Here is a 26,005-nt window from a genome sequence, read left to right on the forward strand (position 1 = left end):
GATGACAGGATCTTTACCTATCTTAAACTGCTAAACCCCGCAATTGCCTATAGTAGTAGCCATAAGACCAGGGTTTCTACCCCTGATTCAGGCGACAGGATGAGGGAGAGGTGATGGGGGATGGAGGGATGGGTTTCTGAGTTTTGAGGGGTTTGTCAATTTTTTTTGGAAATCCTGGAAAGGGGGTCGAGGGAGTCAGGGTTTCAAGGGGTGAGAGCACCATATTCTGAGACATATCCAGCTCTGAGTTTTGAGTTGTCCCCAACACCTTATTTTCCCGCCCCCGCCCCTCCTGCCTCCTGGCTCCTGTCTTCTAGTTTCTCCCCTTTGCCTTCTGATGCCTGCCCCTTTAACACCTGATACCTGCTCTATTTTATGGCATCTTTACCCAACTTCCTGTCTTGTTTGATTGGTGGGTCAGGTCCATCAATAACTGAGAATACAGACCTTCTTGCAGCGAAGGTGCCAGCGATTTGCCCCGGTCGATACCCTGGACCCAGCGATCCACAATTCGGATAAAGGGAGCAATTCGCCCATCCTCAAAGGTACGGGGAAATTCTAGATGGGCTGGAATATCAATTTCTGTCAGCGGTTCTCCTTTCTGGCTGCCCCACAGTTTGAATCCGTGAACATAGTCTTTTTGATTGTTGCTGCCCAGGATTAGGGTACCGCGATCGCCATAGACCTCCACCCAATGCCCCCGCCCCTGGTAAGTTGCCGCACTGATGCAAATCTGACAGGGGGTTCCATCCGCCAACTCCAGCAAAATCGTACAAACATCATCGGCATCCACTGGCTTCAGTTGTCCACTCTCCGGATCAGGGCGCTCTGGTACTGAAACATGTAACCGGGCACACAGTTGCTTCACCTCGCCAAATAACCAGGCTACATAGTCAAATGAGTGGGAACCGAGAGCCCCCAGTGCCCCGCCGCCCTGATCTTTGCGGGCATACCAGTTCCAGGGGCGAGAGGCATCTGCCCGACTGGAGACCAGCCAGTCAATTTTTACCAGCCGCAGGTTTCCGACATAGCCTTCTGCCAGCAATTCAGCCAGTCGCAACCAGGTCGGAACACAGCGAAACTCAAAGTTAACAGTCGTCACAAGCCCTTTCGATTCTGCCAGGTCAAGCAATTCCCTGGCTTCTGAGGCGACCAGAGTGGTCGGCTTTTCTAATAGAAGGTGCTTGCCTGCCTGCAATACTGTTTTTGCCATTGCATAGTGGAGGAAAGGAGGTGTCGAAATGCTGACACCCTGCACCTCCGGTAGGGCAACGATTTCTTCCACTGTCTGACAGGCATGGGGAATGCTGTGGGCCTGGGCGATCGCCTGTGCCTTTGCCAGATCCCGATGGTAGACGGCTACAACATGAGTTCGATGATGCACCTGAAACGCAGGGATATGAACTTTTTGACCAAAGCCTGTGCCAACAATGGCAACACCAATTGAGGGTTGATTCATTGGAGTGGATGGGTGGATGGGTGGATGGATACGTGGATGGGTGGATGGGTAGAGGCGTGTCTTTCTGTCCAGGGGGTGGGAAGAGTTCAGGATTTGTTTCTAATGATTGGAGTAATGGTTACTCGGCTAAAATATGCTAATTTGAGAATATCTTAATCTACCCAGATCTCCGATTTCTTGGACGGTATGAGACCAAGGTTGAATGGTTCAGCCCAGAAGTTCGGAGCTCTGGGTTTCATGAATGACGGTATGATGCCTCCAGATCTCCGACTTCTTATATAGTTGTCGCCAGGGTGCTCAGGACATTGGCTTTAAAGAGGGGTGGAACCCCTGCACCCCGTCCTAAGCCTGGTGCGAGCGCTATAACTGACCAGCCCAGAATTGAATGATTCAGCCAGGAAGTCGGAGAATTGGTTTCAGTCTTTACCCAGAGTTTCTGACTTGATCTTTCAAGATTTTCAGCCAATTGCGGCGATCGCTACCACCCCCACCGGAGCCAGCCAGCTTCTAAAATTTGCCCAATCTCATGCCATCTCCTTTTGGCTACCCGATTCCCTACTGAATACAAACCCCACGCTCAACGCTCAACGCTCAAATTTCAACACCTACACGGGTTCTCTCAAAACTCACCTTGCCACGCTTTGGAGTACCCATCGCAGCTTTGTCTTTTGCCTGGCAACAGGAGCCGTTGTCCGCTTGATTGCTCCTCTATTGCAAGACAAAGCCTCTGACCCGGCAGTGGTGGTTATTGATGAAACTGGGCGGTTTGTTATCAGTCTTTGTGGTGGGCACCAGGCAGGGGCGGATCAACTCGCCCGTCTGATTGCCCTCCAGCTTGGGGCAACGCCAGTACTCACCGGAGCCGCTAACCGAGCTGCCTTACCGGGAATTGATGTTTTGGGCATTCCCTTTGGCTGGCAGAAAGGAGAAGGCGACTGGACTGGGGTGAGTGCGGCGATCGCTCGCCATGCCCCAGTTCAAATCATTCAAGAAGCCGGTTCTACCCTCTGGCAGAAACACCTGCCAGACGGACATCCATTCCAATTTCAGGTAGCAGGCGAACGGCGAACGGCGAACGGGAACCAGGAATCGCCGCAGGCAAGAGTCTGGATCACCCCTACTGAGCAGATTCCCCTTCCCTCTTCCTCTGACTCCTCTGGCCGCTTACCCCTCACCCCTCACCCCTCACCCCTTACCCCTCCCCCTATTCCTGAAGCCTGCTGGCACCCTAGAGTTCTCTGGGTTGGGATCGGCTGCGAACGGGGAACTTCTAAACCCCTGATTCAACATGCCTTTCAGCAGGTATTTCGATCGCACCGTCTCGCGCAGCAGGCGATCGCGGGCATCGCCACCATTGACCTGAAAGCAGATGAGATGGGGCTGGTAGAGTTTTGCCGCGCACACCACTGGCCTTTGCATTGCTTTTCGGCAGAAGCTTTGCGTACTGTCCCTGTGCCCAATCCGTCTGCGATCGTTGAGACTGAGGTAGGTACCCCCAGTGTTGCCGAAGCTGCTGCCCTCTTGGGGGCAAGTCAGGTGCCTGTTCTGGATACTTCATCGAAGCCGCCAGCAGCAGTATGCCTCCGAGTGCCCAAAAACATCATTCGACAGGCGGGAGAACCGGGAGCAGTGACCATTGCGGTTGCCCAGGCTCAACAGGAATACACGGGACGCTGTGGAAAACTCTGGCTGGTTGGCACGGGACCGGGTCAGCTTGACCAGATTACCCCGGCAGCTCAAACGGCGATCGCCCAGGCAGATGCGGTCATTGGTTATTCCCTCTACATCGATCTGGTCAAACCCCTGTTGCGTCCGGGGCAAATTGTGGAAGCTCTGTCCATCAACCAGGAGCGGCAGCGAGCGGAACGGGCGATCGCCCTCGCCCACTGGGGGTTAACAGTTGCAGTCATTTCCTCTGGCGACTGCGGCATCTATGGCATGGCCGGACTGGTGCTGGAACAGTTACACACCCAGGGTTGGGATGGCCACACCCCAGAGGTGCAGGTCTTTCCTGGAATTACTGCTCTGCAAGCTGCGGCCGCACGGGTGGGAGCACCACTGATGCACGACTTCTGTGCCATCAGTCTCAGTGACCTGCTCACCCCCTGGGATGTAATTGAAAAGCGTCTGATTGCTGCTGCTCAGGCCGATTTTGTAGTTGCCCTGTACAATCCCAAATCCCAGACCCGCACTCATCAGATCGAGACTGCCCAGCAAGTTTTCTTGAAGTACCGGGATCGGGAAACGCCTGTTGCGATCGTCCGTTCTGCCTACCGACCAGATGAACAGGTAACCATCACTACCCTGGCAGAATTTCTCCAATGTCCTGTTGATATGCTGACCCTGGTTCTAATTGGCAATCAGAGCAGCCGCACTCACAATCGTTGGATGATTACTCCCCGCGGTTACCTGGGTTTTGATGCAGAATAATCACTTCTCATTACACTGGAAAGGGTAAGCATTCTGGCAACGCTTATGACCACTCCCCCATCTGCATCTAAACTTCAAGCCCTAAAGGGAAATTTGAAACACCTATTACTTATAGGGCTTGCCCTGCTATTTCTGATGGTTCCATTGCCTGCTCTGGCTCAATCACCAGCTGGGTTGCCCTATACCAAACAGTACGCGCCGCCTTTGTCGTATAGCAATGCAGATCTGTCAGGGAAGGATTTCTCTGGTCAAATCTTAGAGGTTGCAGAGTTTGCCAATGCTAACCTGTATCAGGCAAATTTTGCCAATGCCGATCTACGGGGAGCTGTCTTCAGTGCTTCAACCATGACAGAAACCAATTTGCACGGAGCCGACTTAGCCCAGTCCATGCTGGATCAAATTCCCTTCATTCGCGTTGACCTGAGCGATGCGATTTTAGAGGATGCCATTCTACTGCGATCAACTTTTGAAGATGTCAATATTACAGGGGCCGACTTCACCAATGCTCTGTTAGACGGTGCTCAAGTCAGACAGTTATGCGCGATCGCAGACGGAACTAACCCAAAAACAGGGGTAGAAACGAAAGAGTCTTTGGGCTGCCAGGAGTGAGGGTAAGGTTGTTGGTTGTTAGTGAGGGATAGATGGGTGGATGGGTGGATGGGGCAGTGCCTACATGCTGAATTTGAATTTTTCCGGGGATAGGTGAGTAATTGAGATGGGTGATGTGAAGCGGGTTGGGGTGATTGGGGGTGGGCAGCTAGCCTGGATGATGGCAGAGGCAGCGAAGACGTTGGGCGTTGAACTGGTGGTGCAAACCCCTTCAAAATGCGACCCGGCGGTGACGATCGCTGCCGATGCAATTTTTGCCCCGGTCGCCGATGCAACCGCCACAGCGCAACTGGCTACCCAATGCGACGTGATTACGTTTGAAAATGAATTTGTCGATCTGGAAGCTCTTTCACTCCTGGAAAGTCAGGGTATTTGTTTCCGTCCTGGCCTACAAGCGCTAAGGCCCTTACTGAACAAATATCATCAGCGTTGCTATTTGCGCGATCTGGGTTTACCCACTCCCAATTTTTTTGAACTCCCTCCATTCCCCAACCCCCATCCCCCACCCTACTTTCCACTCGTTCTCAAGACCCGCCGCCACGGCTACGATGGTCAGGGAACCTTTATCATCAAAAATTTGCCGGAGTTAACCGCGATTCTGGAACGGTTAAAGAATGTTCCGTTGCTGGTAGAGGAGTTTATCCCGTTTGAGCGGGAACTGGCCGCGATCGCCGCCCGTTCGGTAAATGGTGACATCTCTATCTATCCCATCGTTGAAACCCAGCAAGAGCAGCAAGTCTGTCGCCGTGTATTTGCCCCCGCGGAAATCAGTCCTGCTGTGAGAGGCCAGATCAACGCGATCGCCCGCACCCTTCTGAACCACCTGCAAGTGGTCGGTGTTTTTGGCATTGAACTGTTCCTGACTCAAGACGGTCATGTCCTTGTCAATGAAATTGCGCCTCGCGTCCATAATTCCGGGCACTTTACTCTTGATGCCTGCGAAACTTCTCAGTTCGAGCAACACCTGAGAGCCGTTTGTGGGCTTTCTCTGGGTAGCCCAGCCATGAAGGCACCGGCAGCAGTGATGGTCAACCTGCTGGGTTATGAGCACTCTACCAGTAGCTACCTAGAGCAACGTCAGCAGATTGCTGCCATTCCCCATGCTCAAGTTCACTGGTACGGCAAAACCGAATCCCGCCCCGGACGCAAACTTGGACATGTCACTGTCTTGCTAGAAGCGGAAGAAGGGAGGCAGGAGAGAGAGTTGATCGCCCAGAGGATTGAATCCATCTGGTACGGCGCGGGAAAGAGCTATTATGCTGCTAAACCCTCAGTAGGGCAGTAGCTCAGAATCATACATCTGCATTCAAAGTCTAACTATTGCCATAACTTTTCTTCAGGAAGCAGTAGTGAAATTGCTGAGATCACAGGATCAAGGTCATCCAACAAGTTATTGGATCATAAAGGCGATAGGGGCGCCCCTTGCAGTGTACCCCAATTGGTCGCCTCAATCGTGCCATCGACCAATCCCCCTTGCTCTCAATTCACGACGGATGAGCCGCAAACGCACTTTGTCAGTTACTTTGCGGGCAATGCGCGACATCAGTCCATCGGGATTGACCGGATCAAAGAATTTCTCTAGATCCAGGTCAACCACATACCGATACCCCACTTTAACATCTTTACCTGCCGGATAGCCCCGTGAGCAGAGCGTTTCGGTCGACATCCAAAACTCGACTCGGAAAATTCCGGGTCAAAGATGGGTGTGAGCACTTGCAGGATGGCTTGCTGGATCACCCGGTCAACGCCACCAGCCCCCCAACTTTCGTTCTCCCTTGCCGTGAAGTCTGGGAATTATTAGCTCTACGCGGGTGCGTTAGGACACTGGAATTAGAGAGGAAGTGGAGGATGCGCCCCCCGGCAGGGGGTTCCACCCCCTGCACCCCGTCCTAACCATAATGACTACCGCTATACTGAGCGCACAAGAAGTTAAGATCAGAGTCTGTGACTATTTTGATTGTCCCTTGCTAGAACCCCTAGCAAAAAAGGTCTCCTGAAAATGCACTAGAGAGCAGGAAATTCTGGCCCTGATTGCATCAGGCAAATCAAATCAAGAAGTTGCTGAAATTCTTTACATCACACCGGGAACTGTTCGGGTGCATGCGCATGCCATTCTGCAAAAACTGGAGGTGCACGATCGCACTCAGGCGGCGATCGTGCACCTCCAAAAACGTCTGATTAATCGAGATTCCTGAAGCTTCGTAAGTAGCGAGGCGCAATTTAAGTAAGGATAGTTTTGGGGGTGAAGGGGGTGAACCCCCCTGCCTGGGGGCGCAGTCCCCACTCCCCCCTTACCAATTAATGATGACTACTTACTGATCAATCAACATATGCGAAACATCGCTCGCACCTGAGTGAGGGGTAGATGCCATTGTTCCTCTGGTCGCCAGGTATCGACATCAAAGTGGGAAGCACGACCTCGCCTGTAGGCTTGCCGCAGCCTTTGTTGAACTTCGTGCTGCCGATCTGGGGATTGTCGCCGAATCATATGCAGCAGGCCCAGCCCCAGAAAGATTTGAATCGGGCTGAATTTGGCTCCCAGTAAGAATGCCTGCACTTCTGCTTCGCCGATAGGATCTGTCCCGTATCCGGTGAGAACGTGAACGCTATCGTGTAGTTGCTTGCGCCGGGGACCGCTGGTGAGTGGAGATAGATTGTAGTGCTCTAAGAAATCTGCCAGAGTGCGTCCGAGTGTTCCTTCAGGAAAGTGCTGTAATGTTTCCAGATCCACAAAGGGCGGAACGTTAGCCCTAAACACTTCTCCGATCTGATCAGCGATCGCCAGAAAGTGCTGAACGAATTTGCCATTGGGCACCGTAGTGGAAGATGTCATGGTTTTTCAGAATCCTGCTTATATGGTTAGAAAGACTGCATCAGACGAGATCGCACATTTTGCATGAATTGCTGTTTTTGTTGCGGTGTTAACACATCCCCCATTTGTTTACGAGCCGATTGGAAGACGGTGCGGAGTTGAGTTTGTTGACTGGAAGAAAGATTCATAGCTGCGATCGCGGCTCGAAAACTTTGCCCTTTTTGCAATGCGGTAATAAATTGATTCCGTTGCTCTAGCGTCAAGATAGATTGAATTTGACTACGAGCTTGATTGCGAATTTGAGACAGTTGGTTTTCTTGCTGAGGTGTCAAATTAACTCCTGTCATGATTGGCAAGGAATTTGCTGGATTGTTTTGTGCCCAGGCGGTTGCCGCAGCGAACGGAGTTAGCAAAAAGACACCACTTGCCACGATTGAGACAAACTTCAGTTTCATGGGTAAGCTTTCCTAATTCAATTCTAAAAAAATCCTTCTCAAGACATCGGGTTTCTGTCTAAGCAATCAAAGAAACCCGATGTCTGAATCAATCATGACGAACAGTTAACGGGTGAATTGAAACGTTCCTGTGCGAGACTGTCCATTGGGATAGACAATGGTACGGCTTCCATTGACGGCCCCATTTTGGTAGGAGCCTGAACCATAGACAGTGGACTGATTACCGTTTGGTCCGGTATAGGTCACGTTCCGCTGATAGCCCCCATTGCCAGTTCTAGTAAAACCGCCAGAGGCAGAACTGGTTTGCCCATTAGGGTAGGTGGTTGTGCGCTGAAAGGTTGCGCCGTTTTCAGTTTTCTGGCGATTGGTATTGACGGTGGTTGTACGTCCGTTGGGACCTGTGTAAATGAGTTCACCCGCCTGGGCAATGGGGCTGAAGGCAACTCCAAAGCCGAGGGTCGCGATCGCAATCAAACTCAGACGACGAACTTGCATGCTCAATCTCTCCTTTGTGAAATGGGTGTCGAATTCACCGGATTGAATTCGTCGTCTTTATCCTAGATTTGGCATTGCCCTACCCGCCTGAGGCAGGTGTCCTCATCTGAGCGGGACAATTGTCCCAAATGGAACCGGAAGCTTTCTCCTAATAGCAGTCCTAAATGATTCGTGAAATGAAAGGGCTTTGTGAAAAGGGATTCCTGCGGAATCCCTTTTCACAATCCAGATAGGATCGCTATATCAGACCAGTTCTCCCCGCTTGCTGATACAAGAGTTGCTTATGTATAGCGATAGCCACCAGGCTTAGGACGGGGTGCAGGGGTGGAACCCCTTACACCCCCTCAAAACGAATGTCCTAAGCAACCTGGCGATAGCTAAACTCTTGCATTTCAGACAAAATCCCTGGAATATTGATTGTGTTTTGGGGATCGGCGAAGTTGATTACCAAACTCTCAGGAGAGGCTCCAGAACTTCTTTGAAGTACCCTCAGGGGTACCTGTAAAGGTGTGATGGTGATGCTAAGTTCTTGAATATAAGAGACATGAGTAGGAACACTTTTGCATCTATATCTATAGCGTTCATAAACTATTTGTGAATAAGAGGGGGTTGGAGCTTCGCCCCCACGCAGGAGTTCCACCCCTGCACCCCGTTCAAATTTCAAGCAGGATCGCTATATCAGAAAATAGTTTACATTCATCAAATTTCTTAACTTATGAATGCACGAAGGCGATTCAAATACCAATAAAGAAATGTAAATTTATACGGGTTTTCTAAGTCTTCCGATGTTACTCCCTATAGCATAGAAATAAAATTAAAGTCTGAATCTCAATGCAGAGTAAATCCTATCAAACTATCAGGATAAGGAACTCTGAGCAAGTAGCAAGTTTTACCCGAAGGTTCATCTACCAACCGTGCATTTACCAGGCTGTCAAACTAGTTTATACATGATAAAGTGCTTGTCTGAGTACTTAACAAAGGTTATTATGTAGGCGATTTCCACAAAAGAAAATACCAACACTTAGTGACATGGGTTTAGCGAAGCGTAACCTATCTTGCAAAGTAGAGTCTGTTTCCTTATCTGGAAATCTCCTATGGTTGATAAAGTGTGATAGCTAGCTGGCTGACAGTGGTTCTTTCCCGCTTCATAACCACACAGTTCTCCCGGTTTGCCGATGAAAAAGTAGTTACGCTACTCTTTCACCTAAAGTAATGTCCCTGGAACATTGATTTTGTTTTGGTAATCAGCGACGCTGATTATCAAACTCTCAGGAGGGCCACTATACGAGCCTTATAAAAAGATGAAACGGATTGCAGATGTTGGAAAAAATGGTTTTCCAGCACTATCTACCAATGCTTATGAATTACTCGCTGAAATTCTGTTGGCTCGATTTCCAACAGACAATCAATGGGTTATAGCCTTCAGCCAGGCTTTTGAAATTCAGGAGATTCAGTTAGGTGATGAGCCGAGTACTTCCAGCGATACGAATTCTTTAGAAAACTCGATTCAAGCATGCCAGGGATGTAGAGATGTATATATTGTTTGTCAGGGCTCTATTCGCCTGATATGTTCTGATGCAACTCATCAACAAGCGGTGCCTGTCGGACTACTTGAAGTGGGAGATATGTGGGGTGCTGATGAGCAATTCTGCGATCGCCCATTCCCCTATCGAGCGATTGCCGCAGGTTCTGCGTTGATTGCTGTTATGGCGAGCAACCAACTACCGCAGTGGTTGCAGTCTCATCCTCAACTGCACGATTACCTCCACAACGTCACTTTAACTCGACAACAATTAATTTTCTTGAAAGTTGCAACAGAACTGCGATCGCAATCCAGCCACACGCTGAAACGATTGTTACCTTACCTGAATCTAGTTCATTTGCCTGCGGGAACTAATTTGACTCAAGCGACACCTGCTACTGCCGGTCGCTTCTGGCTATATAGCGGGCAAATTCATAGCCAGTCCAGTTCACCTCCCGAAGTTGGAAATAGTTGGGGGTATCCTGACCCGGTTCCACCCGATTGGGTTGCGGCAACCGACTTACAGGTATACCAACTTCCAGGTGATCACTGGGAAATGATCCAGGTCCTGGTTCCTGCCTTAAACACGCAGTTATCTCAAGCAAGTCACGTATCTCCTGAGCGGAGGTTTGCTAACCCACAAGTGATCAGCCAACCTGCGAATCACCCTGTAGCCTTTACCAAACCCCAACAGGTTTTACCGCCTCATTCACAATCGTCACCGATTCGCTTTGCCAGACCTAAGCCGCAAAAATGGCATCAACCCTGGTTCTGGAAGGGCTATCCTTTCATCCAGCAGCAGAGCAGTTCAGATTGTGGAGCAGCCTGTCTGGCAATGATTGCCCAATATTGGGGGAAGCGATTGAGTTTGAACATGCTGCGGAATTTGGCGGGGGTTGGACGTTCGGGGGCTTCTCTCAAGAACCTTGCCAGGGCAGCAGAAAGCATCGGATTTTTATCACGCCCGGTGCGATCGAGCTTCAGTCGGTTGGCTGAACAAACTACTCCCTGGATTGCTTACTGGCAGGGTGATCATTATGTGGTTGTTTATCGTGTCAAGCGAAATCGAGTGATTCTGGCAGATCCGGCAGTGGGGCGGCAATCGCTCAGTATTCCAGACTTTCAAACCAGTTGGACGGGCTATGCATTGCTGTTAACCCCCACCGAGCTACTACAGGCTATGCCATCTTCTAAGCTCTCCTTAGGACGATTTTGGGGGCATTCTCGCCGTATCGCTCCATGCTGGTGCCTGTTATGCTGGCATCCGTTTTATTGCAAATTTTTGGATTGGTCACACCTTTATTTACTCAGATCATTCTAGATAAGGTTGTTTGCCCATAAAAGCTTGCTTACCTTGAATGTTTTTATCATTGGGTTGCTGCTGTCAGGCTTTTGGCGAGTGGGTTTAACGTGGGTTAGGCAGTACTTATTGGACTACTTCTCTAATCAGGTCGATTTAACGTTGATTAGTGGCTTCATCAGCCACACTTTGAGCCTGCCTCTGCAATTTTTTGCAGCCCGTCATGTTGGTGATATTGTGACTCGGGTTCAGGAGAATCATAAAGTCCAACTGTTTCTAACCCGACAAGCCATTACCGCTGGCTTAGATGCAACCATGGCTTTTGTCTATGTGGGGTTGATGCTGTACTACAATCAGCACCTGACTCTACTAATTCTCGGACTGCTACCGCCAATTATTGCTTTGACGGTAATCGCCAGTCCCTTTCTACGCCGCGTATCACGGCAAGTATTCCATGAATCAGCTAAACAAAATTCCGCACTGGTAGAAGTCTTGACTGGAGTGGCGACAGTGAAAGCCACCGCTTCAGAGCGGGATATGCGCTGGCAATGGGAAGACCATTTAACAAGCCAATTCAATGCTCAGTTTCGAGGTCAAAAATTAGCCAATGGTTTGCAAGGTATTAGCGGGTTGATTAATACCCTGGGTAGCACCGCATTGTTGTGGTATGGTGCAACGCTTGTGATTAAAGATCAACTCAGCATTGGTCAGTTAGTTGCTTTCAACATGATGATTGGTAGTGTTATTGGTCCAGTCCTGTCGCTGGTCGGGCTTTGGGATGAGCTGCAAGAAGTGATGGTGTCTGTTGAGCGACTTGAAGATATTTTTAATACTCAACCAGAAGAAAGCCTTGACAAGCCTCTGTTGACTCTTCCACCACTCAAAGGTGAGGTGTGTTTTGATAATGTCACGTTTCGCTATAACCCTGATGACGATCGCAATATTCTGCAAAATATTTCCTTCGCAACCCGTGCTGGTGAGACCATTGCGATCGTAGGTCGTAGTGGTTCTGGAAAAACGACACTCATCAATCTGTTGCAAGGGTTGTATCATCCCACCACAGGTCGTATTGCAATTGATGGTTATGACTTACGGCATGTTTCTCCGCCATCCCTGCGCCAACAATTGGGTGTGGTTCCGCAAGAATGCTTTCTTTTTTCAGGCACGATTTTAGACAATATCACGCTCTATCGTCCCGAATACAAGCTAAACGCTGTAATTGAAGTTGCAAAACTGGCGGAAGCCCATACCTTTATTCAGAGCTTACCGTTGGGGTACTACACCAGGGTGGGAGAGCGAGGGTCAACGTTATCCGGCGGGCAACGGCAGCGGATCGCGATCGCCCGCGCCCTGCTATGCGATCCACGTATCCTTTTTTGGATGAAGCAACCAGCTCGCTGGATACTGAATCGGAACGGCGGTTTCAAAAGAATCTACAGCACATTTGCCACAATCGCACCACCTTCATCATTGCCCATCGCCTGACTACCGTCCGTAATGCAGATCGGATTCTAGTTTTGGATCACGGAATTGTTGTAGAGCAGGGTACTCACAAACAACTTATGGAAAAGCAGGGACTCTATGCACAATTGGCTCAACAACAGCTTGACATCTAGTACAGCAAAACGAAAGTTTTGTTGGGGGTACAGAGGTTTCACCCCCGCCTGGGGGCCAAGCCCCCCAAACCCCATGTTGCAAAATTTAGTGTTTACAACACTAGTATCACATTGCACCAGAAGATGGCTGCCAATTTGGCAGTCTATTCCCTATCAATAACTGAAATATTCTATATGATGGAGATGAATAACAATGGGAAACCTTTTGATAATTCTTCAAAACAGGACAAAACTGAAACTCAAAAAAATAAGTGGCTGGGCACAATTAAATTAAGGATAATTTTGGGGGTAGATGAGGTGAAACCCCTTGCCTGGGGGCGCAGCCCCCATTCCCCCCTTGACAATTAATTGTGGCTACCTGCTTAGCAAATCTAAACAACTTATCTGAACGATCAGATGTTCAAAACTAACTCCAAAAGAGAGTTTAAGGAAACAGCCTTTAAGTGTTTTCTAACAAAATTTCGCTTTACTGTTTTGTTGTTAAGTAGGTAGGCAAATTAACCTTGGGGTGTCAGATGTAGTTTTAATACATCAAACTCCTGGCCAGTATGGGTTAGCGGCAGTGTAACCCATACTTCAGTCATTTTATGTCTGATTTGTTCCACCTATTTAGCTTGTTCAAATCAATTAGGGTCAGCTCTACCGATCCGCGAATCCAACCGTAGCGTTAGAGCACTATCATGTCTATTCGTATTGAGTCGTTGTTCTCTGAAGACTGTAACCAGTCGATTGCCCCACCAGAAGCTGAGCTTTTCGTTTTCCATTCCCACGATTTACGATGGGAGGCAGATCCTGATGTTTTGCCTGAGATTGCCCTTCTCTATGGAGGAACCAGCGCTTCCATGGCTGCTACCTCTCAGCCCTCTGCTGACTCAGCGTATGGATTTGTACCAGAATTCTCTAAATCAGCAACTCCCCCCGTAAACAACTGGTCCACTTCACTGCAAGCTGTGTTGGATCGTCCCCCTGCATCACTTCCAAACCATCTGGTTGTTGGAGGAGTGATGTTTTGTGCTGCTTTTGCAGCCTGGGCTGCTGTTGGGCAGATGGATGAAGTGGGTCGAGCTCAAGGAAGACTCGTTCCGCAAGGAGAAACCTACAAAGTTCAACCTGCTTTATCTGGCAAGGTTGCACAGGTTTATGTGAATGAAAGCCAGTCAGTGAAAGCCGGTCAGGTGATTGCAAAGTTAGACGATGAAATTGCCCTGAATCGGGTTGAATGGTCAACCCAGCAGCGTGAAAGTTCCGAAAAGGAATTGCTTCAAATTGAGTTATTGATTGATAAAATTCGGCTGGAAGCTCAAACTCGCCTGGCGATCGCCCAGGCAGAAATACGCGCTCAACAAGCTGCGATCGCTCAAGTTCAAGCAAAAATCGATAGCCAGAGGGCGGCTATTCATCAGACGGTAGAACAAGCAGCCACAGGTCAAACGCTGCTCTGTCAACTGCGAACCGATGCAGCCATTCAACGGGAAAGAATTTCTCGATTTGAGTATCTGTTTACTGAGGGAGCGCTGGCCAGGGATCAACTCTTTCAAGCACAACAACAGTTGTCTGAGCGTCAGCGTACCATTACCCAGCAAATTGGTGACATTCAACAAACTCTCGTAGAATCCAGACGTCTGCGGGCAGATCTGGAGCAGGTATTTGCAGAATTCAAACGGCAGCAGGCAGAGCTAACTCGTAAATATGCAGAAGCTCACAATGCTCAGTTACAGTCACAGCAGAGAATTCAGCAATTGTTAATTCCCGCCGAATTAACAGTGGAACGGTATCAGGAAATTCTAACCCGGCTGTTTAACGAATGGTTGACAACTGAACTGAATTATATACTAAGTGCTTAATCACACTAAGGAATGAGAGTTAAATAACTCCGAAAACCTCACCCCGCCTTTGGCACCCCTCTCCGTGTCGGAGAGGGGTTTGGGAAGAAGTCAAGCGATTTGTGTATACACGGTAGCCCACAAGGGGCGAAGGGGTTAGGGAATGAGGAGACAAGATTTGTCAGTCAACCAGGGCATTGAGTCAGGACAATTGTCCCAACTCTAGATGGGAATTTTTCCCCTTGCGCTTGCCCCACCGAAAAGGCTTTGATCAGAATAATGCCTTTCTCCACCTTCATGAATGCTTCCCAGCAAACCCGTCATTCGCTTAAGTTCCTGCTCTATTTAGAGTGGGTTTTATTGGCGATCGTGGCGTTTAGTGAAATTTTTGGCTTCCGGTTCTACCCCTTGCCGCGACGACCCCTGCTGAACCTCGTGGGGCTCGGTATCTTTACCTTCATGGGGTTGCGGTTGCCAACCCGCCAATCGGCAAAAATTGCTTACACAATTGTTGAGTTTTTTATTCTGGTGAGCACATCCCTCGTCGGTGGAATTCGTCTATTTCCCTTTCTCTACATTGTGCTGGTACTTCGCAATTGCTTGATTTTTGAACGGCAGACACGTTCAATGGTGGCTGGGATTGCTTTCCTATTCTGTGTATTGACGATTATCCACCGATTAAAATCCTCTGCTGCTTTCTCACCATTCCTGATGGATGAACGAATTGGCGCTTTAGGATTCAGCTTTGCAGTTTTGTTTGGTTTGGTGGTGGTTGTTTTACAAATGCTGGTGAATGCCGTGCTATCAGAGCGGCGCAGTCGAGAGCAACTGGCAACCGCGCATGAGCAGTTACGTCAGTACGCCCTCCGAATTGAAGATGTGGCGACGCTGCAAGAACGGAACCGCATTGCCCGTGAAATTCATGATTCTTTGGGACATTCGTTGACTGTTTTTAATCTCCATCTGGAGGCGGCATTGCGATTGTTGCAGTCGAATCCAGCAGAGGCAAAGGAGTTATTGATGGAAGCCAAGCAGATTGGCTCAAAGACTTTACAGGAAGTGCGGCAATCGGTTTCTGTGTTGCGATCTCACCCCCTGGAAGGGCGATCGCTAGATGAAGCCATTTCCACTGTCCTGAATGACTTTCAACGGTCTACCGGAATTGTCCCCAGGGTTCAAATAGATATCAATTGCTCCATTCCAGTAGAGATCAAAACAGCTATCTATCGAATTGTGCAGGAGGCAGTTACCAACATTTGTAAATATGCAGCCGCAACAGAAGTTGCCATTACCCTCGCCACAACCCCGGATGAGGTACGGGTAATCGTCCGAGACAATGGTAAGGGCTTTGATCTCAATCAAACTACAACGGGTTTTGGCTTACAGGGAATGCGAGAGCGGACTGCTACACTGGGTGGCAATTTGCAGATTTTGACTTCCCCTGGAAATGGTTGTCAGATCATGGTTCAATTCCCTTACAAACTTCACTCCCCAACAACAGGTGACACGTCTCTATGATTCGGTTACTGCTGGTGGATGATCAAAGTCTGATCCGGCGCGGCATGAAAGCCTTGCTGAAGGCTGATGATGAGTTACAGGTGGTGGGCGAAGCCGAAAATGGGCAGGAAGCCATCCGTTTTATCCAACAGGCTTACGCTACCAGCACAACTGAATCGTTACAGCCGGATGTGGTGTTGATGGATATCCGTATGCCCATTATGGATGGAGTGGCGGCCACGCGAGAAATTTGTCAAACTTTTCCACAAATCAAAGTATTGGTGTTAACCACGTTTGATGATGATGAGTATGTGGCTCAGGCAATCCGAAATGGAGCCTCTGGTTACTTACTCAAAGACACTCCATTTGACGAATTGGTGCAGGCGATTCGCTTTGTTTATCGAGGATACATGCAAATTGGTCCCGGACTTGGCAGTAAAGTGATTGCCGATCCTCCAGCAGTCATTTCCCAACCCAGAGGATTCCCAGAACTTACCTCTAGAGAACTTGAGATTTTACGCCTGATTGCTCAGGGTGCCAGTAATCGAGAAATTGCTGATACTTTGTTCATTTCAGAAAAGACGGTCAGAAATCATGTTACGAATATCTTGAGCCGATTGAATGTGCGCGATCGCACCCAGGCGGCGATCGTTGCTCTGCAAAATGGTTGGTTCCTCTGATTCTCTACACCTCCTCACAGGAACCATTATCCTTCGATACTACTCTAGATTGAGTGGAGCACTCACGGGAGTGGAAACAGATGGAGAAGATTGAGCGATGATTTGGCTATCTAAGCTTAGCAGTGCCAAGATGAAACCCAAACCGATTCCAGTTAGAAATGCCCAACCATGAGACGGATAAAGGGAACAAAGAAGACGGCGATCGCCGCCATAGATGTGAATTACCCAGCCATCACTGATAGCTGTTCGTAGTTGACCAGGAGCTCTATTCATGATTTTGGCCCTCAACAGAGGTATATCTTTAGCAATAGTAACGGACATCTTCGCCACACTCATCGGCTAAATAGCAGAGTGCTCGAAACCTCAAACTCATGACTTCCTCATACAATGGATTCAATTTGCACAGCGGCGGAATACGCACAAGTGTGCGACCAAATAGACAAATATCTCGCTTAAAAGGGCACTGCACAGGAATTAGGCGGCAGATTAAATGGGCCAGTGCAGCGTTGCGAACCTCCAGTTGATTCAACCATTGGCGAATAGGGTACAAACTGTCGCGGAGAGACATTTGCGAGTTCGTTGAAAACCTGGTGAATCCATGAATGTACTTGATCAGGGTTAATCCAAAATGCCACATAATGCGTTTAAGTGCGTCTGAATGGGTCTGGCTAACAACCGATGTCTATAGCTTAATTATAAATTTGACAAATTCAAATACGCTAAAAATATAATTATCATTTATATGATATAACTTCTGCTTAATCCTCGGCAAAGTTCGGGGACGGAAGTTAACCATACTTTGCACGTAGCTTGCACCACTTTTGAAACATCTTTTCGTAGGCTGGCCCCTCAGTATGGTAGGCTCCCCAACCGTGGAAAAACAGTCCCAATCCCCAGCCTAAGATGGGATAGACTGCCCACAAATAACCTGGGCTGGTGGTCAGATTGATCAAAATTAAAAATGTATTGACTGCCAGGTAAGGAATCAGGTGTGCTTTAAAGCTTTTCCGCAGGTAAGTATTAAACGCCTGCCGCTCTTTTTCCTGGTCTCGATTCGCCAACCAGTCTTGCTCAGCTGCCTGTAAGGTTTCAGGTGAGATACCAAGCTCCGTCGCCATTTCAACCAGTTGTTCTCGTGAAAATTCGCCTTGTTGTTGACGGGTCAGGGCGCGTTGTAGAATTTGCTGCACATCATCGGTTCCGTAAGTCATAGCAATTCTTCTCCACTGTGCTTTGGTTGACGAATCGGGTGTTACCCCTCACCTCCCGGGCTTCCAGGTACCGTGGAAACCTAAGGGAATGACTTCTGGTAAGCCTAAACGACAGACGGGTGCATCCTCCAGACGGTTTGAATTGTAAATCCAGACTTCACTCCTGTCCTGGATCGCGTCGTAAACAACAGTTAACAGCCATCCCTGATCGGGCTTATCGGTATCGGCAGCATAAATTGGTTCGCTGGGGTAGAAGTGGTTGCCGATGTTGGTTTCGGTGAAGGTTCCCGTCTGGTGATCGAAGCGGGCGATCGCACCAAACAAATCATCGTCATCATCAGCCTTATCCCGATGCCGCACTGACAGGTAGGAATACCGCCACGCCTGCCCCACCTCCTGACTGTTTACAGTGGGAAATTCACAGCCACGGTTCATCACTTCAGTCATTTCTAGCATTTTGCCAGAAGCTGGATCTAGCCGTAGTTCCCATAATGTCCCTTTTCCTGGAGTTTTGATCTGCCCGCTGGCGACTTCTTTCAAGTTCTGATTCGTTTGAAAGTCAGCATAACGTACCAGGCTAATGAACACTGAACCAGCGGGCTGTTCATACCCATTGGCAAAGTGCCACTGATACCAGGAATCGGCTTCGATGGAGTTGACTACTTCCAGCGTATCCCGGTCGATGATCAAAATTTGGGTTCCCAGTTCGGGATGCCACTCTAACCCATCGCTGTAGCTCTTGAGCCGAATCAGAACAGGCAATGGGCTTAGCCGCACGGGGGGAATGCAAAAGATCAGGTACTTGCCAGCCAGAACGAAGTCATGGATAGGGGGAACCCCTTGCAGGGCGATCGCTCCTTTCTTTTGAATCTTGCCTGTGGAGTCGCTCCGGTAAACATGCAGGGTCGCATTCTTGCCGGGACTGATCCCAAAGTTGAAAATTTCCCCTGTGAGTGGATCTCGTTTTGGATGAGCTGAATAGGGTAACCTGTGTAACCCTTGCAGTTCATCAATTCCCAGGGTGTTTAGTGTGTCAAGGGTAAGTGCGTGGGGTGGTCCCCCTTCCCACAATGCCAGAACCCTATCGGGTAGAGCCAGCACAGAAGTATTGGCGGCATTCTTGACATCACGGGTAAACCGTTCGATCCAGGAACCGGTGGGCTTCATCCCATAGCCCCAAAACAGAAAGCGATCGGCTTTCTCTTCCACCAGATACGCTTCTGTTTTCACGTAACGATAGACTCCAGTTGCGCCATTCTGGGAAAAATGGATACCCAGAACGGCACCATCTCCATCAAACCAGTGGGCAACCCGTTGACCGCTACGTTCTAGTCGGGCAGGCCCGTTACGGTAGAGAGAACCGAGTAGCCCGGCTGGAATTGCCCCGGCAAGAACTGGCAATGGCGTGGGTTCAAACCCCTGAGCAGTATGAAGGACGCACTTCGCCCAATCTTGAGTTCGAGCGGGTTGAATTGTACTTGTCATGGAAGCCTCCGTTATTCATTTGTCACAATGCATGATCAGGAAGGGGGGCTCCTGCGGCATGGGCCGGGGAAGGATGGGGTAATCAGGCTGTACGACCGCGGGTGGCCAGGTGTTGTTTTAATACCGCATAGACCAGAAACGGTGGCAGAAATAGGGGCGATCGCAACCGTAATCGGGTGACGGAAATCAAAGCCATTATGAGTTGCTCCTGAAAGAAGAGAATCTCTACAACTCATATTATATTAAACTGATTGTATATTCAACATAGTGATTATCTTGTATCGGGAACCAGGCGCCAGGAGTCAGAAGTCAGAAGGAATGCCTGTCGCTTGTTGTCCGTGACCTGTTGCTTTCATTTAAAACTCAATACTCATCCCCATTCCCCTATCCCCCGCCCTTTGCCGCGCAATAAACGTCTAAAGAATGTATTCTGTCTGATAAGATATTTGGGTTGTTCAGTCAGATGCTGTCCGTTGAGTCAATCGATAGATATACCCAGGGTAGACGAGCTTCTCCAGGAATTTGCGACGATTCAGCAAACTAGCTCCAAGCGCATTGCGTTGCTGGGTTCCCGCCATGTTCCGATTACCCACCAAAACCTGATTGAGATGATGAGCTATGCCCTTGTTCTGGAAGGAAATCGGCTCATCACTTCTGGTGCGACAGGAACAAATTTTGCTGCGATCCGGGGTGCACTCAGGGCAGATCCGACGCTGTTAACGGTGATTCTCCCCCAAAGTCTGGAGCGGCAACCGCGAGAATCCCGTGATCAGCTAGAACAGGTGATGCACCTGGTCGAAAATCCCAGTAATGACACCCTTTCTCTGGCAGAGGCCAGTGCGTTGTGTAATGCCGAAATTGTCTCCCGCTGCCAGCAGTTGATTTGTTTTGCCTTTCACGACAGCCAGACTCTGCTCAACACCTGTCGTGAAGCTGAAGAGCAGCGAAAGATTGTGACATTGTTTTATTTCGATTAGCCTCTGGTATGGCTTCTAGCAACCAGAGATGATTAATAATGGCAAGATTAGAGAGGGCAGAGGTATCGCTGACGATAATCACAGCCAACCCCGATCTCGCAGGTGTGCATCGGGTTGCCCTCACGCACTCACCTCTAATTCTAAGGTTTGGGTGCCTGACGTTGTCTAATGTACCCACTACTCTAAAACGTATTCTGCTCTGACTGATGACTTCTGATGCATGCAGCGACTTTGTGCGTAGTCAGTTCGCTACAATAAAAAACTATTGATAGGTTGAGGCAAAATTTGCGCTTCAATACAGCCATTTATCCTCCTTCTCCTCACCATGCCGCTTCCCATCGTCGCTATCATTGGTCGCCCCAACGTGGGTAAGTCTACCGTTGTCAACCGATTGGCAGGGGTGCAGGATGCGATCGTCTATGATGAACCGGGCGTGACCCGCGATCGCGTCTACAAACGGGCATTTTGGGGCGATCGCGAATTTCAGGTGGTGGATACAGGCGGGCTGGTGTTTGATGATGATACCGAGTTTTTGCCTCTGATTCGGGAACAGGCAATGGCGGCCCTGGCGGAGTCAAGTGTTGCAATTTTTGTTGTGGATGGGCAGGCAGGGCTGACCTCAGCGGATGAAGAAATTGCCAGTTGGTTGAGGCAGCAGCCCGTCCCCGTTCTGCTGGCAGTGAATAAGTGTGAGTCAGTCGATCAGGGGGTGATCCAGGCTGCCGAGTTCTGGCAACTGGGGCTGGGAGAACCCTATCCCATTTCGGGGATTCACGGTAATGGCACGGGAGACTTGCTGGACCAACTGATTACCTACCTGCCACCTGTGGAAGAAGTGACGGAGGAGGAAGAAATTCGGGTGGCGATCGCCGGTCGTCCCAATGTGGGCAAATCCAGTTTGCTAAATGCGTTTGTCGGGGAAAATCGCTCCATTGTCAGCCCCATTTCTGGTACCACACGGGACGCGATCGATATGCTGGTCGAGCGGGAGGGGCGCACCTATCGCCTGATTGATACCGCAGGCATTCGCAAGAAGAAAAACGTTGAATACGGACCTGAATTTTTTGGCATCAACCGGGCGTTCAAGGCGATCGGTCGGGCAGATGTGGTATTGCTGGTGATTGATGCCCTGGATGGCGTGACCGACCAGGATCAAAAGCTGGCTGGCAGGATTGCCGATGAGGGGCGTGGCTGCGTCCTGGTGGTGAACAAATGGGATGCGGTGGAGAAAGACTCCTACACAATTTATGACTACGAGAAAGTAGTGCGCGATCGCCTCCACTTCCTGGATTGGGCAGAAATCATCTTTATCAGTGCCAGGACCGGGCAGCGGGTTGAAAAGATTTTGGATCTGGTCAATATTGCGGCTGAACAGCACCAGCGGCGAGTTTCCACCTCTGTGATTAACGAAGTGCTGGAAGAAGCGGTTCGCTGGCACACCCCGCCCACCACCCGGCAGGGACGGCAGGGTAAGATTTACTACGGCACCCAGGTCAGCACTCGCCCCCCGGCGATCGCCCTGTTTGTTAACGATCCCGACCTGTTCAATGACAACTATCGGCGCTACATTGAACGACAGTTCCGCCAGTCCCTTGGCTTCACCGGCACCCCCATCCGTCTGCTATGGCGCGGTAAGAAAGTCCGGGATCTGGAGCGTGGCAGTGTCAACCGGGCAACAAAAGTGTGATTTGTTTTCTGGATATTTGCCCAAATCGTAATGATTTTTAGTTGTTAATGATGGTGGCTAGTGTTGCAAACACTAAATTTTGCAACCTGGGGGGAGTGGGGGCTGCGCCCCCAGAAGGGGGGTTCACCCCCTCCACCCCTTCAAAACTTTTGTTTTGATCTACTAGTGCTACTCATCCTTAACCCTCTGAGGTCCACTGTTTTTTGAAATCATTGCAATGCTCAACATTCCTCAACTTCTGGCTAATGAACTGTCGCTCAAACCCTTTCAGGTGACCAATGCCCTGGAATTGCTGGCAGAGGGGGCGACGGTGCCTTTTATTGCCCGTTACCGCAAAGAGCGCACGGGAGAAATGACCGAAACCCAGTTACGCGAGCTCTTTGACCGCTACGCCTACCTGACTGAGCTGGAAGAGCGCAAACAGACAATTTTGCAGGCGATCGCCCAGCAGGGCAAACTCACCCCCGCACTTCAGGAGCAGATCGAAGGCTGTCTGCAAAAAAACGAACTCGAAGACCTCTACCTGCCCTACCGTCCTAAGCGGCGCACACGGGCAACCATCGCACGGGAAAAGGGGCTGGAACCGCTGGCGGAATTCATTCAATCACTAAATCTTCCTAACGCCGCAGCCAGATCGCTGGACGAGGAAGCGGCGAAATATATTTCCGAGGAGAAGGGAGTTGCCACGGTTGAAGATGCCTTGAAAGGAGCTGCCGATATCCTGGCCGAGGAAGTGGCAGACCGGGCAGAGCATCGCGCCTACCTGCGAGATTACTTCATGGAGTCGGGCATGCTGTCCTCCAGAGTCAGAGGGGAACACCCCGAAGGCTCGACCAAGTTTGAGATGTACCGTTCCTATCGGGCCAGGGTGAAAACGATCCCTTCCCACAACCTGCTGGCACTCTACCGGGGCGAGGCGGAAGGCATTCTGGAGGTGGAACTGGAGTTTGATGAGGAAGCGGTTCTGGCTTACCTAGAGTCCCACGAAGTGCGCACAAAGATTCCGGCGATTCGTCAGTTTTATCGGGAGATGCTCAAAGATGCGTTCAACCGTTTGATGAAAACGTCCCTGATCAGCGAAGTGCGGAATGCCAAAAAGCTGGAAGCTGATATTGAGTCGATCAAAACCTTTGAAGCCAATCTGCGAGAGTTGCTGCTGGCGGCCCCAGCAGGAATGAAACCAACCCTGGCGATCGACCCCGGATTTCGCACCGGTTGTAAGGTTGCGGTGCTGGATCAGACCGGCAAGTTTCTGGAATATCAGACAATCTTTCCGCATCAGTCAGCCAATCAGCGAAGTGAGGCAGCCCGTATCCTGACACATCTGATTCAGAAATATGCGGTTGAATTGATTGCGATTGGCAATGGCACGGCGGGTCGAGAAACGGATGAATTTGTGGCAGAAGTGCTGAATTCGCTGGAACGGAAGCCAATCAAAGTGATGGTGAATGAAGCCGGAGCTTCGGTCTACTCGGCCAGTGCGGTGGCGATCGCCGAATTCCCCGACCAGGATGTGACAGTGCGGGGGGCCATCAGCATCGGTCGCCGCCTGCAGGACCCGCTGGCCGAACTGGTGAAAATTGACCCAAAATCCATTGGGGTCGGACAGTATCAGCATGATGTAGATCAGAAATTGCTGAAAAAGAAATTGGATGAAACCGTAGAAAGCTGCGTGAACTACGTTGGCGTTGATCTTAATACCGCTTCAAAGGAACTATTGACCTTCGTTTCTGGTATCACCCCAACCATTGCCAACAACATCGTGGCCTACCGAAACGAGAATGGAGCCTTTCGCGATCGCCGCCAATTGCTCAAAGTGTCCAAACTGGGACCCAAAGCATTTGAGCAGGCTGCTGGATTTCTGCGCATTCGGGATGGTAACAATCCTCTGGATAATACTGCGGTGCATCCGGAGAGTTACGGTGTAGTGGAGGCGATCGCCGCCGATCTGAAACTTTCCCTGACCCAAATTACGGAAATTGCCGCCCGGCTCAAATCCGCTGGCTTGAAGAAGTACGTGACTGACACCGTTGGTGAACCAACCCTGCGCGATATCCTGAATGAACTGGAAAAACCCGGCAGAGATCCCCGTGCTGAATTCAAATACGCCACCTTTAAGGAAGGTATCAAAGAGATTTCAGACTTGAAAGTGGGGATGGAACTGGAAGGCGTTGTGACCAATGTTGCCAACTTCGGTGCCTTCGTTGATATTGGGGTGCATCAGGATGGGCTGGTTCACATTTCCCAATTGGCTGATCGATTTGTCAGCGACCCAAAGCAGGTGGTGAAAGTAGGACAGGTAGTGAAGGTACGCGTACTGGAGGTAAACGAAGGCTTGAAACGAATCAGCCTTTCTATGCGTTCTGCCAATCATCAACCACCAGAAGCCCAGAACCGCAAAGCCAAAGATAAAAAGCCTCAATCCCAATCAGCTACTCTGGAGGACCTGAAGGCAAAGTTTGGCAAACGAATTTAATTTCAGAACTTACGCATCCTGCCAAACCCTCCAGGGTTTCAATTCAGAAAATATCGCCTGATTCGGGAAGAACCGGGGAAAAGATTTCCCTAGCCCTGACTGGAGTAAACTCCATCGTATTTGCCCCCAGTCAAAATCAGGTGCGCATCTACCCGGTTCAGTTCTGCCTGCATTAGAAGCAGTTGCAGCATGTTTATGGTAGTAATGGATGAACTGAGGTAGGTAGGTGGGTTGGTGCGTAGCTCTAGCCTGCGGGTAATGTTGCGTTTGATCAGGGGAAACTGAGTAATTACCTTTTCCAACTTGCGATCGCGGCATTCTGATTGGCTGCTGCCAGTCGGTTGTTGATCGCACTTCCAATATTTGAACGCCAGTGCATAGGCCGTGGAAGATCCTTGCAGCAACTCAATAACGCGAGGAGGCGTATCTGCGGGGAGTTGAGCGATCGCTTCGTTCACCTCAGCAACCAGGTGAGGATAATGCGCCGGGCTCACCCCTGATCGAACCGTTTGTTCGACTCGCTGAAAGGTCTTAATCGTCTCAATGGGTTTAGAGCCCGTTGCTTTTGCTGTATGAAAGAAATAACTGCCAGCAATTAACGTTAGCGGAACGCTCAGCAGGAGGAAAGTTCGACCGATCGACATCGTTTCGCTACCAAAAGTAAATGGGTTTGGAATTTCATTGCACCCGTTCTGAAATCAGCCGCGACACCAGCGCATGATTCCAGATTAATAAGTAGGTAGTCATAATTAACTATAAAGGGAGGAATGGGAGCTGCTCCCCAGGCAGGGGGTTTCACCCCCTCCACCCCCGAAATTATCCTTAATTGAATTACGCCTTGCTACTTAGACTCACATTCCCCTGCTTCCACTTTAAGGGCAAAAACTGAAAAGTTAGCTGTAGCGTAAGCATCAATCTAGCTGATGATGGGATTTAGGACTGCTATATAGCGGCTTTCATTTGAATGAGGTACGGGAGTGTGAGGTACAGTGAAGGTGCTCTGCAACCCACTGTACCTCTTTACACCCTGGAACAGGGCTTATAGATTACTAAAGAAATAACCGCCGCTCCAGGGTGTAGGTTTGTCGGAATTGGTTCAGTGTTTCCTGCGATCGCCGGGTTTGATTGAGGCTTTGAACCGCAGCAGCTTCGGTCCGTTCATCCTCCAATGGAGGCTGGGCAGCCGAGAAATGGGAATTACTCTCTGGATTGGAAGAGGTGCGACGCAAAAAAGTGATGTAAAACATGACTGGGACTCTCGCAGGTGAACTGGGTCAGTCCACGGAACCACGAATTGAGGGAAACGTTAGCGGTTCCAGTGGCGGCTGAATTGACAAATGCATAAGCGATGCCGTCGATTGGCTGCATGGCTTCGCCTCCTTTGTTGATGAAACACAAACTCTTCGATAGTAATCACAACGGTTGTCGTAATCCCTCACCTGAGCTGTTCACCTGATCGGGTGAAGTTTGA

Annotated in this window: 23 protein-coding genes; 12 read left to right on the forward strand and 11 right to left on the reverse strand. The window is 49.8% G+C overall.

Going from position 1 to position 26,005, the window contains the following annotated elements:
- Positions 1-373: 373 nt before the first annotated feature.
- Positions 374-1,459 (reverse strand): Gfo/Idh/MocA family protein, encoded by a 1,086-nt coding sequence (locus P4D80_RS14850; protein ID WP_421654782.1) that lies wholly within the window; start codon positions 1,457-1,459, stop codon positions 374-376.
- Between the two features lie 381 nt (positions 1,460-1,840).
- Here P4D80_RS14850 and cobJ point away from each other — a divergent pair, with 381 nt between their 5' ends.
- The 3 genes from cobJ (at position 1,841) to P4D80_RS14865 (ending at position 5,783) form a co-directional block, all read left to right on the forward strand.
- On the forward strand, positions 1,841-3,889 hold the full coding sequence (cobJ, locus tag P4D80_RS14855) for a precorrin-3B C(17)-methyltransferase (protein WP_421654783.1): 2,049 nt from the start codon (positions 1,841-1,843) through the stop codon (positions 3,887-3,889).
- 135 nt (positions 3,890-4,024) lie between these two features.
- On the forward strand, positions 4,025-4,498 hold the full coding sequence (locus P4D80_RS14860) for a pentapeptide repeat-containing protein (RefSeq protein WP_421654784.1): 474 nt from the start codon (positions 4,025-4,027) through the stop codon (positions 4,496-4,498).
- Between the two features lie 106 nt (positions 4,499-4,604).
- Positions 4,605-5,783: a 5-(carboxyamino)imidazole ribonucleotide synthase gene (locus P4D80_RS14865; protein ID WP_421654785.1), complete on the forward strand. Its 1,179-nt coding sequence runs from the start codon at positions 4,605-4,607 to the stop codon at positions 5,781-5,783.
- Between the two features lie 162 nt (positions 5,784-5,945).
- Here P4D80_RS14865 and P4D80_RS14870 read toward each other — a convergent pair whose 3' ends face one another.
- Positions 5,946-6,164: a hypothetical protein gene (locus P4D80_RS14870; RefSeq protein ID WP_421654786.1), complete on the reverse strand. Its 219-nt coding sequence runs from the start codon at positions 6,162-6,164 to the stop codon at positions 5,946-5,948.
- Between the two features lie 352 nt (positions 6,165-6,516).
- On the opposite strand from P4D80_RS14870, the gene P4D80_RS14875 reads away from it, so the two are divergent.
- Positions 6,517-6,693 carry a response regulator transcription factor gene (locus tag P4D80_RS14875; protein ID WP_421659538.1) on the forward strand — a complete coding sequence of 59 codons (177 nt, stop codon included), beginning with the start codon at positions 6,517-6,519 and terminating at the stop codon, positions 6,691-6,693.
- Positions 6,694-6,821: 128 nt separating this feature from the next.
- Here P4D80_RS14875 and P4D80_RS14880 read toward each other — a convergent pair whose 3' ends face one another.
- The 3 genes from P4D80_RS14880 to P4D80_RS14890 form a co-directional block, all read right to left on the reverse strand.
- Entirely contained in the window at positions 6,822-7,331 is a 510-nt protein-coding gene (locus P4D80_RS14880) for a Coq4 family protein (RefSeq protein WP_421654787.1), read from the reverse strand.
- Positions 7,332-7,357: 26 nt separating this feature from the next.
- Entirely contained in the window at positions 7,358-7,765 is a 408-nt protein-coding gene (locus P4D80_RS14885; protein WP_421654788.1) for a Spy/CpxP family protein refolding chaperone, read from the reverse strand.
- A gap of 105 nt (positions 7,766-7,870) precedes the next feature.
- Positions 7,871-8,260, reverse strand: coding sequence for a hypothetical protein (locus tag P4D80_RS14890; protein WP_421654789.1), 390 nt, complete (start codon positions 8,258-8,260; stop codon positions 7,871-7,873).
- A gap of 1,301 nt (positions 8,261-9,561) precedes the next feature.
- On the opposite strand from P4D80_RS14890, the gene P4D80_RS14895 reads away from it, so the two are divergent.
- The 5 genes from P4D80_RS14895 (at position 9,562) to P4D80_RS14915 (ending at position 16,698) form a co-directional block, all read left to right on the forward strand.
- The gene (locus P4D80_RS14895; protein ID WP_421654790.1) at positions 9,562-11,103 is read left to right on the forward strand and encodes a cysteine peptidase family C39 domain-containing protein; all 1,542 of its coding nucleotides are present in this window, start codon (positions 9,562-9,564) and stop codon (positions 11,101-11,103) included.
- Between the two features lie 33 nt (positions 11,104-11,136).
- The gene (locus tag P4D80_RS14900) at positions 11,137-12,567 is read left to right on the forward strand and encodes a peptidase domain-containing ABC transporter (protein ID WP_421654791.1); all 1,431 of its coding nucleotides are present in this window, start codon (positions 11,137-11,139) and stop codon (positions 12,565-12,567) included.
- 811 nt (positions 12,568-13,378) lie between these two features.
- Positions 13,379-14,542: a biotin/lipoyl-binding protein gene (locus tag P4D80_RS14905; RefSeq protein WP_421654792.1), complete on the forward strand. Its 1,164-nt coding sequence runs from the start codon at positions 13,379-13,381 to the stop codon at positions 14,540-14,542.
- 258 nt (positions 14,543-14,800) lie between these two features.
- Positions 14,801-16,039: a sensor histidine kinase gene (locus P4D80_RS14910; protein ID WP_421654793.1), complete on the forward strand. Its 1,239-nt coding sequence runs from the start codon at positions 14,801-14,803 to the stop codon at positions 16,037-16,039.
- Positions 16,036-16,698: a response regulator gene (locus tag P4D80_RS14915; protein ID WP_421654794.1), complete on the forward strand. Its 663-nt coding sequence runs from the start codon at positions 16,036-16,038 to the stop codon at positions 16,696-16,698. Before P4D80_RS14910 ends, P4D80_RS14915 begins: the two co-directional genes overlap by 4 nt.
- Positions 16,699-16,737: 39 nt before the next feature.
- On the opposite strand, the gene P4D80_RS14920 is transcribed toward P4D80_RS14915, so the two are convergent.
- The 4 genes from P4D80_RS14920 to P4D80_RS14935 all read right to left on the reverse strand — a co-directional run bounded on the left by P4D80_RS14920 (position 16,738) and on the right by P4D80_RS14935 (position 19,394).
- Positions 16,738-16,971 carry a hypothetical protein gene (locus tag P4D80_RS14920; RefSeq protein ID WP_421654795.1) on the reverse strand — a complete coding sequence of 78 codons (234 nt, stop codon included), beginning with the start codon at positions 16,969-16,971 and terminating at the stop codon, positions 16,738-16,740.
- Between the two features lie 28 nt (positions 16,972-16,999).
- Entirely contained in the window at positions 17,000-17,266 is a 267-nt protein-coding gene (locus tag P4D80_RS14925; protein ID WP_421654796.1) for a Mo-dependent nitrogenase C-terminal domain-containing protein, read from the reverse strand.
- A 220-nt stretch (positions 17,267-17,486) separates the two neighbouring features.
- Entirely contained in the window at positions 17,487-17,909 is a 423-nt protein-coding gene (locus tag P4D80_RS14930) for a 2TM domain-containing protein (RefSeq protein ID WP_421654797.1), read from the reverse strand.
- A 48-nt stretch (positions 17,910-17,957) separates the two neighbouring features.
- Positions 17,958-19,394, reverse strand: a complete 1,437-nt coding sequence (locus tag P4D80_RS14935) for a carotenoid oxygenase family protein (protein WP_421654798.1) — start codon at positions 19,392-19,394, stop codon at positions 17,958-17,960.
- A gap of 473 nt (positions 19,395-19,867) precedes the next feature.
- On the opposite strand from P4D80_RS14935, the gene P4D80_RS14940 reads away from it, so the two are divergent.
- The 3 genes from P4D80_RS14940 to P4D80_RS14950 all read left to right on the forward strand — a co-directional run bounded on the left by P4D80_RS14940 (position 19,868) and on the right by P4D80_RS14950 (position 24,534).
- On the forward strand, positions 19,868-20,371 hold the full coding sequence (locus P4D80_RS14940) for a DNA recombination-mediator protein A (RefSeq protein WP_421654799.1): 504 nt from the start codon (positions 19,868-19,870) through the stop codon (positions 20,369-20,371).
- A gap of 325 nt (positions 20,372-20,696) precedes the next feature.
- Positions 20,697-22,058: a ribosome biogenesis GTPase Der gene (gene der / locus P4D80_RS14945; RefSeq protein WP_421654801.1), complete on the forward strand. Its 1,362-nt coding sequence runs from the start codon at positions 20,697-20,699 to the stop codon at positions 22,056-22,058.
- A 217-nt stretch (positions 22,059-22,275) separates the two neighbouring features.
- Positions 22,276-24,534, forward strand: coding sequence for a Tex family protein (locus P4D80_RS14950; protein ID WP_421654802.1), 2,259 nt, complete (start codon positions 22,276-22,278; stop codon positions 24,532-24,534).
- 89 nt (positions 24,535-24,623) lie between these two features.
- Here the strand turns inward: P4D80_RS14950 and P4D80_RS14955 are convergent, their stop codons facing one another.
- Both P4D80_RS14955 and P4D80_RS14960 read right to left on the reverse strand, forming a co-directional pair.
- The gene (locus tag P4D80_RS14955) at positions 24,624-25,178 is read right to left on the reverse strand and encodes a hypothetical protein (RefSeq protein WP_421654804.1); all 555 of its coding nucleotides are present in this window, start codon (positions 25,176-25,178) and stop codon (positions 24,624-24,626) included.
- A 405-nt stretch (positions 25,179-25,583) separates the two neighbouring features.
- A complete protein-coding gene (locus tag P4D80_RS14960) occupies positions 25,584-25,781 on the reverse strand; it encodes a hypothetical protein (RefSeq protein ID WP_421654805.1) in 198 nt (65 codons plus the stop codon).
- Positions 25,782-26,005: the final 224 nt, after the last annotated feature.

It is taken from the genome of Leptothermofonsia sp. ETS-13, assembly GCF_049200465.1.
Taxonomy (GTDB): domain Bacteria; phylum Cyanobacteriota; class Cyanobacteriia; order Leptolyngbyales; family Leptolyngbyaceae; genus Leptothermofonsia.

What these genes read in the sequence shown, in the direction of transcription:
- P4D80_RS14890 (WP_421654789.1), bottom strand. Translation starts at nt 8,260, where the DNA reads ATGCAAGTTCGTCGTCTGAGTTTGATTGCGATCGCGACCCTCGGCTTT.
- der (WP_421654801.1), top strand. Translation starts at nt 20,697, where the DNA reads ATGCCGCTTCCCATCGTCGCTATCATTGGTCGCCCCAACGTGGGTAAG.
- P4D80_RS14885 (WP_421654788.1), bottom strand. Translation starts at nt 7,765, where the DNA reads ATGAAACTGAAGTTTGTCTCAATCGTGGCAAGTGGTGTCTTTTTGCTA.
- P4D80_RS14925 (WP_421654796.1), bottom strand. Translation starts at nt 17,266, where the DNA reads ATGTCTCTCCGCGACAGTTTGTACCCTATTCGCCAATGGTTGAATCAA.
- P4D80_RS14955 (WP_421654804.1), bottom strand. Translation starts at nt 25,178, where the DNA reads ATGTCGATCGGTCGAACTTTCCTCCTGCTGAGCGTTCCGCTAACGTTA.
- P4D80_RS14850 (WP_421654782.1), bottom strand. Translation starts at nt 1,459, where the DNA reads ATGAATCAACCCTCAATTGGTGTTGCCATTGTTGGCACAGGCTTTGGT.
- P4D80_RS14915 (WP_421654794.1), top strand. Translation starts at nt 16,036, where the DNA reads ATGATTCGGTTACTGCTGGTGGATGATCAAAGTCTGATCCGGCGCGGC.
- P4D80_RS14895 (WP_421654790.1), top strand. Translation starts at nt 9,562, where the DNA reads ATGAAACGGATTGCAGATGTTGGAAAAAATGGTTTTCCAGCACTATCT.
- P4D80_RS14935 (WP_421654798.1), bottom strand. Translation starts at nt 19,394, where the DNA reads ATGACAAGTACAATTCAACCCGCTCGAACTCAAGATTGGGCGAAGTGC.
- P4D80_RS14860 (WP_421654784.1), top strand. Translation starts at nt 4,025, where the DNA reads ATGGTTCCATTGCCTGCTCTGGCTCAATCACCAGCTGGGTTGCCCTAT.
- P4D80_RS14930 (WP_421654797.1), bottom strand. Translation starts at nt 17,909, where the DNA reads ATGACTTACGGAACCGATGATGTGCAGCAAATTCTACAACGCGCCCTG.
- P4D80_RS14865 (WP_421654785.1), top strand. Translation starts at nt 4,605, where the DNA reads ATGGGTGATGTGAAGCGGGTTGGGGTGATTGGGGGTGGGCAGCTAGCC.
- P4D80_RS14960 (WP_421654805.1), bottom strand. Translation starts at nt 25,781, where the DNA reads ATGTTTTACATCACTTTTTTGCGTCGCACCTCTTCCAATCCAGAGAGT.
- P4D80_RS14870 (WP_421654786.1), bottom strand. Translation starts at nt 6,164, where the DNA reads ATGTCGACCGAAACGCTCTGCTCACGGGGCTATCCGGCAGGTAAAGAT.
- P4D80_RS14920 (WP_421654795.1), bottom strand. Translation starts at nt 16,971, where the DNA reads ATGAATAGAGCTCCTGGTCAACTACGAACAGCTATCAGTGATGGCTGG.
- P4D80_RS14905 (WP_421654792.1), top strand. Translation starts at nt 13,379, where the DNA reads ATGTCTATTCGTATTGAGTCGTTGTTCTCTGAAGACTGTAACCAGTCG.
- P4D80_RS14910 (WP_421654793.1), top strand. Translation starts at nt 14,801, where the DNA reads ATGCCTTTCTCCACCTTCATGAATGCTTCCCAGCAAACCCGTCATTCG.
- P4D80_RS14950 (WP_421654802.1), top strand. Translation starts at nt 22,276, where the DNA reads ATGCTCAACATTCCTCAACTTCTGGCTAATGAACTGTCGCTCAAACCC.
- P4D80_RS14880 (WP_421654787.1), bottom strand. Translation starts at nt 7,331, where the DNA reads ATGACATCTTCCACTACGGTGCCCAATGGCAAATTCGTTCAGCACTTT.